We start from the raw sequence: 7,530 nt of genomic DNA on the forward strand, positions 1-7,530 counted from the left end.
TATCATACATAATCAAAAAGTACTTGCCATGCGTGATCAGCTTTCACCATACTATTACCTTCCAGGTGGAAGAGTCAGCTTACATGAAACTGCTGAATTTTAAAAGAGAAAATTTTTGATTTACCAAAAGAACTCATAATTATTACAGAATATCAATAAAATTTTTTATTTAAAGAGATGCTTTATGGTAATTTTATGGATATTTGTTCTTGAATTTTGAGTAGGTGGAAAATATGTAATAAATTACCTAAAATTAAAATTTAAAATGAATTGAAAAATAAATCGAATTATGATAATTTAGGAAAGTATAATTTACAAGAGAATAGAGGAGACATTATGAGTAGTGACACAGTAAATTTATTGACTAAAAAATCTAGAGCAAAGATCGATTTATTAAACCAAAGCAGATTGAAATACTTGGTATCAGCTATGTTTGCAGGTATATATGTAGGAATAGGTGTTATTTTGGTGTTTACAATCGGAGGAATGCTATATCAGGTGCACTCACCTATGACGAAGATTGCTGTAGGGCTTTCATTTTCCGTGGCATTGAGCTTGATTTTAATTTTGGGAAATGAGTTATTTACAAGCAACAACATGGTCATGACGGTAGGAGCTATGGCAGGAGAAGCCAATAAAAGAGACACATTGAAGATACTTGGATACAGCTATCTAGGGAATTTCTTAGGAGCTTTATTAGTAGCTAGTTTATTTATAGGTACTGGGCTTTTTAAGGATTCTACGCTGATGTACTTTGAGTATAGTGCTTTGGCTAAGATTTCACCAGAGGCTTATCAGCTGTTTTTTAGAGGAGTTTTGTGTAATATATTAGTTTGCGCTGGTGTTTTGGCGGCTTATAAATTAAAGGACGAAACTTCTAGGCTGATAATAGTATTTTTGAGCTTGTTTGCCTTTGTTACAAGTGGGTTTGAGCATTGTATAGCTAATATGGCTACGTTTTTGGTGTGCATAATCTCAAATTCTACTGCTGTTACTTTGGGTGGAATGATTTATAATTTATTTTTCGTGACGCTTGGAAATATAGTTGGTGGAGTTTTGTTTTTAGGAGTAGGAACTTATTTATTGTCTAGTAGAAAGGATAAATAGGTTTGAAAATAACTGTACCTAAGAGTAATTTCTTAGGTACGGATATTTATTCACTCACTATTATTTTTATAGGAGAGCATTTGCCACCATTGCAGTTACTCTCAGAAACACTACATGCAGCAGCTCCTATACGCATATCCATTAGCGCTTTTAATACTACTTTATCTCCAGCCTTTGAAATCGGTTTTTCTACGGAAATACTTCCATCTGTGTTAATTTTAGTGTACATGAAGAAATTAACAGGATGTATAATAGGTCTATTGCTATTTAGACTGTTGTTTATATTTTCTAAGCAGTTTGAATGCCCATTTCCATTGTTGTAGAAAAAATCGTACATTTCTGGACGACAACATGGATGTAATAAGTCGTGTTCACCTACATCGTCTAATAAAATTTCAAACATCGGTTTGTAGAGATTAGAGTATATTAAATCTCCAACCTTTAATTTCAAAGATTCATTGCAATCGATTGTAACACCTGTAGATAGAAATTCGTCTGGATTTTCTTTTGCTTCTGCGAAAAAATCAACTACCTGTGTTCCTTCAATATCTATGATTGTTATTGTTTGACCTTTCATTACGTTTATTGCTTTGCCAGTACAAGCGTTTATAATGTATTCTTGTCTCATAGTTTTTGTCCTCACTTTTAAATATTGGTTATTTTTTATGTAATTGATAAAACTCTTTCAAATCCGATTTAACATCATCTGATAACTCTGTCTTTTTAATACCTTGGATTGCGCCTTCTAATGCCAATAGCCTATTAATACAAGCTGATTCATCGATTTCTTGGATTTTTAACCATGCTTGTCTTGCTCCAACTGATTTTAAATCATCTTCTGTCATGATTCCTACTTGGTTTAGTTGAGCTTCTACAACTTTTCCTATGTTTGGTAATTTTGAAAGTTTTCCCATAACAATTTCCTCCTTATCTATATATTTCTAAAGCATAATTTATTTTATTATAAAGTAAGTAAGAAAAATAATCAAAGTGATTGTAATCAGTGTTACATGAATTTGATTTATATTGTATGCCATACAATTTAAATATTGTATATCGAAATATGATATGTTAATCTTATATTAAATTAATCTTGTTATAAATTGGAGGGGGTTCAATGGAAAGAAATAAACCAAAAGAGATCAGATATGATTTATTATGTGCTAAAGAAAGAGATAATTTGGAAAAAAGACATTTTGAAGCTTATTATTGTCAAACTAAAGAAGAAGCTTTAAAAAAGGCTATTGAATTAATTCCAAAGAATGATGTAGTTTCATGGGGTGGATCTGTTTCAATAGATGAAATAGGGTTGCTTGATTATGTAAGAAAAAATTACAAAGTAATAGATAGAGATACTGCAAAAACTCCTGAAGAACGAGTTGAAATAATGAGACAAGCTCTTTTGTGCGATACATTTTTAATGAGTGCAAATGCTATGAGTGAAGATGGCATCCTTGTAAATATAGATGGTAATGGCAATCGCGTCGCTGCATTATGCTATGGACCTAAAAATGTCGTTGTAATAGTAGGAATTAACAAAATCTGCAAAACACTTGAAGATGCTGTTAGTAGAGCGAGAAATATAGCAGCACCTATAAATGTTCAAAGGTTTAAAGGCATTAAAACACCTTGCTATTTAAATGGTTCATGTGCAAATTGCAAATCACCTGAAAGTGCGTGTAGCCAAGTAGTTATAACTAGAACAAATAGAACTGCATCTAGAATAAAAGTTATATTAGTTGGCAAAGAATTAGGATTTTAAATGATTAAGAAAAATTCTGTAGATATTTTTTAGCTCCGTCGTATAGAATGCTTTTATAGCAGCTATATTTATGACGGAGCTAAAATTTTGGGGGATATTTATAGTACTAATATATAATTTTAAACCTTATATTTTTGAAACTCTTGGATTGCTTCATCTATTTCTTTTTTGTATTTTTTTCCATTTCGTATAATTTCTTTGAATCTTTTATAGTTCATGGTAATCAGCCTCTGTTGGATTTATTTTTAAGTTAGATAAAAATAGAGATTTGTTTAATTGTATATGTTGTATATAAAGTAAGTTTAATTTATTATTTATATAAGGGGTAAAACTAGTAAAATTTATTAAAAAATTAAGAGGGGAGTATAAAAAATGAAGAAAGTTGTTTCAATATTGTTAACGGCGACTTTAGTTTTAACAAATTTTCAAGGATGGAATTGTTTGAAAGAATTAGATGTATTTAAAAATCTTAATTTATTTCAAGGTATAGATCAATCTTTTGCTCAAACAGGGACATTGCTTGAAGGTACAGGACTTTATTATACTATTTCTGATAATAAAGCAATCATTTGTGATGCTGATACAACTATATCTGGAAACTTAGTAATTCCAAAAAGTATAAATGGATATGAAGTAGTAACTATAGAAAATAATGCCTTTGAGTGGTGTACGGGATTAGTGAGTGTAGAAATTCCAGAGACTGTAGAAAAAATAGGAAAAAATGCTTTTTGTTATTGTAGAAAATTAAGTAGTATAAAAATCCCACAAAGTGTGGCAACTATAGAAAGTTATACTTTTTATGATTGTAATGGGTTAACAAGTGTAGAAATACCAGAAGGGGTAACGACAATAGGATATGATGCTTTTGCTTATTGTAATTCATTAAGTAGTATAAAAATCCCACAAAGTGTAACAACTATAGAAGGTAGTGCATTTGAGCGCTGTAGTTCACTAACAAGTGTAGAAATGTCAGAAGGAGTAACGACTATAGGAGATAATGCATTTAAAGAATGTAGTAGTTTAAGTAATATAAAAATCCCAGAAGGTGTGATGGCTATAGGCAGTCGTGCATTTGAGGGATGTAGCTCACTAAGCAGTATAGAAATTCCAAAAGGAATAACGAATATAGCATATAGTATATTTCGTGATTGTAGTAGGTTAGCTAGTATAAAAATTCCAGAGAGTGTGACGTCTATAGAGGGTTATGCGTTTTATGGATGTAGTGAATTAAGTAGTATAGAAACTTTAAAAAATATAACAAAAATAGAAAAAAATGCTTTTACAGATTGTAAAAAATTAAGTAGTATAGAAATACCAGAAGGAGTAACAACTATAGGAGATAGTGCATTTAAAGGATGTAGTAGTTTAAGGAGTATAAAAATCCCTAAAAATATAACTGTTATAGATCGCTTTTTATTTGAGGGATGTAGTTCATTAGCAAGTATAGAAATACCAGAAGGAGTAACAATTATAAAGTACTGTGCATTTAAGGGATGTAGTGGATTAACAAGTATAAACATCCCAGAAAGTGTAACAACTATAGAAGGATATGCATTTGAGAGATGTAGTGGATTAACAAGTGTAGAAATTCCAAAAGGAATAACGGATATACAAAGTGGTATATTCCGTTACTGTAGTGGATTAAGTAGCATAAAAATCCCAGAAAATATAACTGTTATACAAAGTTCTTTGTTTGAGGGATGTAGTTCATTAACTAGTATAGAGATCCCAAAAACTGTAACAAGAATAGACGAAAATGCATTTGCATATTGTGAAAAATTAACAAATATAGAAATCCCAGAGGGAGTAACAGCTATAGAAAGTAGGACATTTTATAGATGTAGTGAGTTAAGTAGTATAGAGATTCCACAAAGTGTAACAAGAATAGGCGAAAATGCTTTTGAAAGTTGTAAAAAATTAAGTACTATAGAAATCCCAGAAGGAGTAACAGTAATAGGAAATGAGGCATTTTATAACTGTAGTTCATTGAGCAGTGTAAAAATCCCAGAAGGGGTAACATCTATAGGTGACAAGACATTTTATATGTGTAGTGCATTAAGTAGTATAGAGCTTCAAGGGGAAATAACAACAATAGGAAATTATGCTTTTTATGAATGTAATTTATTAAGTAGTATAGAAATTCAAAAAGGATTAACAACAATAGGAAATTATGCTTTTTATAACTGTAGTTCGTTGATCAGTGTAAAAATCCCAGAAGGAGTAACATCTATAGGAGATAATGCTTTTTATGGTTGTAGTAATTTAAGTGATATAAAAATTCCACAAAGTGTAACGACAATAGGAAGCTATGCATTTTTTAGTTGTAAAAAATTAAGTAGTATAGAAATCCCAGAAGGGGTGACAACAATAGGAGATTATACATTTGCGTATTGTAATGAGTTGAGTAGTATAAAAATACCACAAGGGATCACAGCTATAGGTGAGTGTGCATTTGTTAATTGTAATTTACTAAATAATATAGAAATTCCAGAAGGGGTAACGACAATAGGATATAGTGCTTTTGCTTATTGTAGTTCACTAAGTAATATAAAAATCCCAAAAGGAGTAACAGAGATAGGAAATTATACATTTTATGAATGTAGTCAATTAACTAGTATAGAAATTCCAGAAAGTATAACAACTATAGGAAAGCAAGCTTTTGCTGAATGTAGTGTATTGAGTAGTATAAAAATCCCAGAAGGAGTAACATCAATAGGAGAAAAGGCTTTTTATAAATGTAGCGAATTAACTAGTATAGAGATTCCAAAAAGAGTAGAAACTATAGGAGAATATACATTTGGTTTTTGTGAAAAATTAAGTAGTGTAAAATTATCAGAAGGATTAAAAACTATAGAAAATTATGCATTTTATAGATGTAGTGCATTAAGTAGTATAGAAATTCCAAAAGGAGTAACATCAATAGGACAATCAGCATTTGAGTGGTGTACTTCATTAAGTAGCTTGGTAATTCCAGAGGGAGTAACGACTATAGGAGATTATGCATTTGTTGACTGTAAATCATTAAAGGATTTAAAAATTCCAAAAGGGGTAATAACTATAGGTAATTATGCATTTAATGGATGTAATTCATTAAATAGCTTAGAAATTGAAGAGGATGTAAGAACTATAGGAGATCATGCATTTGCTGATTGCTGGAAATTAGAAGACATAGATATTCGAGGGGCAAGAAATATAGGAGATTATGCATTTGCAGCTTGCAAATCATTAAGTATTATGAAAATTCCAAAAGGAGTAAATTCTATAGGTAATTATGCATTTTATAAATGTAGTATTTTAAATAAGGTAGTTATACCATATACTGTAAATACAATAAAAGACAATGCATTTTTAGACTGTGATAACAAAAATATGATTATATACGGTTATAGTGATTCATATGCTCAACGTTATGCAAAAGAAAATAATATACCTTTTAAAGAAGTAGATTTAAATTTAACTACAACATATTTAAATTTAAGAGTAGGTGATACATATAATTTACATGCTAACATAAAAGTAGAAAGTGGAATTAGTGAAGCTCTTAAATGGAGAAGTTCTGATGATAGCATCGTCAGTGTGGATCAAAATGGTACTATTAAAGCAAATTTACGAGGTAATGCCGTTATAACTGTAATTAGTGAAGAATTAGGAATTACAGATACTTGTCGTATATTAGTAAATGGAAAGAGTATGCTTTCAACTGATGTAATTATAGAACAAGAGAATTACTACTATACTGGAACTACAATAAAACCAAATGTACAAGTAAAGGACAAGGATAAAGTTTTAGAAGAAGGAGTAGATTATACAATTACATATGGTGAGAATATAAACGTAGGAGAAGGAAGTATAACTATAAAAGGAATAAATACTTATGAAGGATTAAAAATAGTTAAATTCAACATAATACAAAAACCATCTCAAATAAGTGTAAAATTTGATAATGGATCAGATGTAGTAATAAAAGAAATAGAAGAAGGTACAGAGTTAGATTATAATCCTAAAAATCCGACTAAAAATGGATATACATTTGTAGGATGGTACAAAAATATTGATGATACAACTACAGAATACAAATCAGGTCAAACATATACAGAAGATGTTACATATACAGCGAAATGGGCACATGTAGATATGTTGGGAGCTCAAGTTAAAAAAGTTGTAAATAATGAAAGTGGTATAAGATTTGGAACTAGAATTTATAATGATGGAGATGAAATAGTTGAAAAAGGTACATTGATAATACCTGCTAGATTAATACCAGAAGGTGAAGCTCTGACATTAGATACACCTAAGGCTGCTAAATCTGTAGGAAGAGTAAATTATGAAGTAAATGAACAACAAAATTATATTACGTATTTAGGTACTATAGTAGGTATTCCAAGTGAACAATTTGATGCAAAAATAACAGCTTCTTCTTATGTGATTTATAAAGATAAAGCTGGCAATGAGTACAGGGTTTACTCTCCATATAAAAACGGTTCAACAACTGTAAATACTTTATTAGGTAAATAATAAAATGAAGCACTATATAGAATAATTCTATATGGTGCTTTTTATAGTATATAAATTGGGTATTTTGTAAAAGGTAAGCTTTTTTAAATTTCTAAAAATTTTAAGGATCTATTTTAATACATGCTTCAATGCTTTTTCTAAAAAGA

5 protein-coding genes are annotated in these 7,530 nt (G+C 30.0%); 3 read left to right on the top strand and 2 right to left on the bottom strand.

Annotated features, from left to right (window positions below; translation table 11 throughout):
* Positions 1-336: 336 nt before the first annotated feature.
* On the top strand, positions 337-1,107 hold the full coding sequence (locus ACI3VO_RS01465) for a formate/nitrite transporter family protein (protein ID WP_439756201.1): 771 nt from the start codon (positions 337-339) through the stop codon (positions 1,105-1,107).
* Between the two features lie 46 nt (positions 1,108-1,153).
* Here the strand turns inward: ACI3VO_RS01465 and ACI3VO_RS01470 are convergent, their stop codons facing one another.
* Both ACI3VO_RS01470 and ACI3VO_RS01475 read right to left on the bottom strand, forming a co-directional pair.
* On the bottom strand, positions 1,154-1,735 hold the full coding sequence (locus tag ACI3VO_RS01470) for a DUF1989 domain-containing protein (protein WP_439756202.1): 582 nt from the start codon (positions 1,733-1,735) through the stop codon (positions 1,154-1,156).
* Between the two features lie 28 nt (positions 1,736-1,763).
* Complete coding sequence (locus tag ACI3VO_RS01475; protein ID WP_439756203.1) at positions 1,764-2,021, bottom strand: TfoX/Sxy family protein; 258 nt, start codon at positions 2,019-2,021, stop codon at positions 1,764-1,766.
* Positions 2,022-2,224: 203 nt separating this feature from the next.
* Here ACI3VO_RS01475 and ACI3VO_RS01480 point away from each other — a divergent pair, with 203 nt between their 5' ends.
* Together ACI3VO_RS01480 and ACI3VO_RS01485 are read left to right on the top strand one after the other, a co-directional pair.
* Complete coding sequence (locus tag ACI3VO_RS01480) at positions 2,225-2,869, top strand: lactate utilization protein (protein WP_439756204.1); 645 nt, start codon at positions 2,225-2,227, stop codon at positions 2,867-2,869.
* A gap of 372 nt (positions 2,870-3,241) precedes the next feature.
* Positions 3,242-7,384, top strand: coding sequence for a leucine-rich repeat protein (locus tag ACI3VO_RS01485; RefSeq protein WP_439756205.1), 4,143 nt, complete (start codon positions 3,242-3,244; stop codon positions 7,382-7,384).
* Positions 7,385-7,530: the final 146 nt, after the last annotated feature.

The sequence above is a fragment of the Intestinibacter sp. genome, from assembly GCF_051866655.1.
Taxonomy (GTDB): Bacteria; Bacillota; Clostridia; order Peptostreptococcales; family Peptostreptococcaceae; genus Intestinibacter.

What these genes read in the sequence shown, in the direction of transcription:
- ACI3VO_RS01465 (WP_439756201.1), top strand. Translation starts at nt 337, where the DNA reads ATGAGTAGTGACACAGTAAATTTATTGACTAAAAAATCTAGAGCAAAG.
- ACI3VO_RS01470 (WP_439756202.1), bottom strand. Translation starts at nt 1,735, where the DNA reads ATGAGACAAGAATACATTATAAACGCTTGTACTGGCAAAGCAATAAAC.
- ACI3VO_RS01475 (WP_439756203.1), bottom strand. Translation starts at nt 2,021, where the DNA reads ATGGGAAAACTTTCAAAATTACCAAACATAGGAAAAGTTGTAGAAGCT.
- ACI3VO_RS01480 (WP_439756204.1), top strand. Translation starts at nt 2,225, where the DNA reads ATGGAAAGAAATAAACCAAAAGAGATCAGATATGATTTATTATGTGCT.
- ACI3VO_RS01485 (WP_439756205.1), top strand. Translation starts at nt 3,242, where the DNA reads ATGAAGAAAGTTGTTTCAATATTGTTAACGGCGACTTTAGTTTTAACA.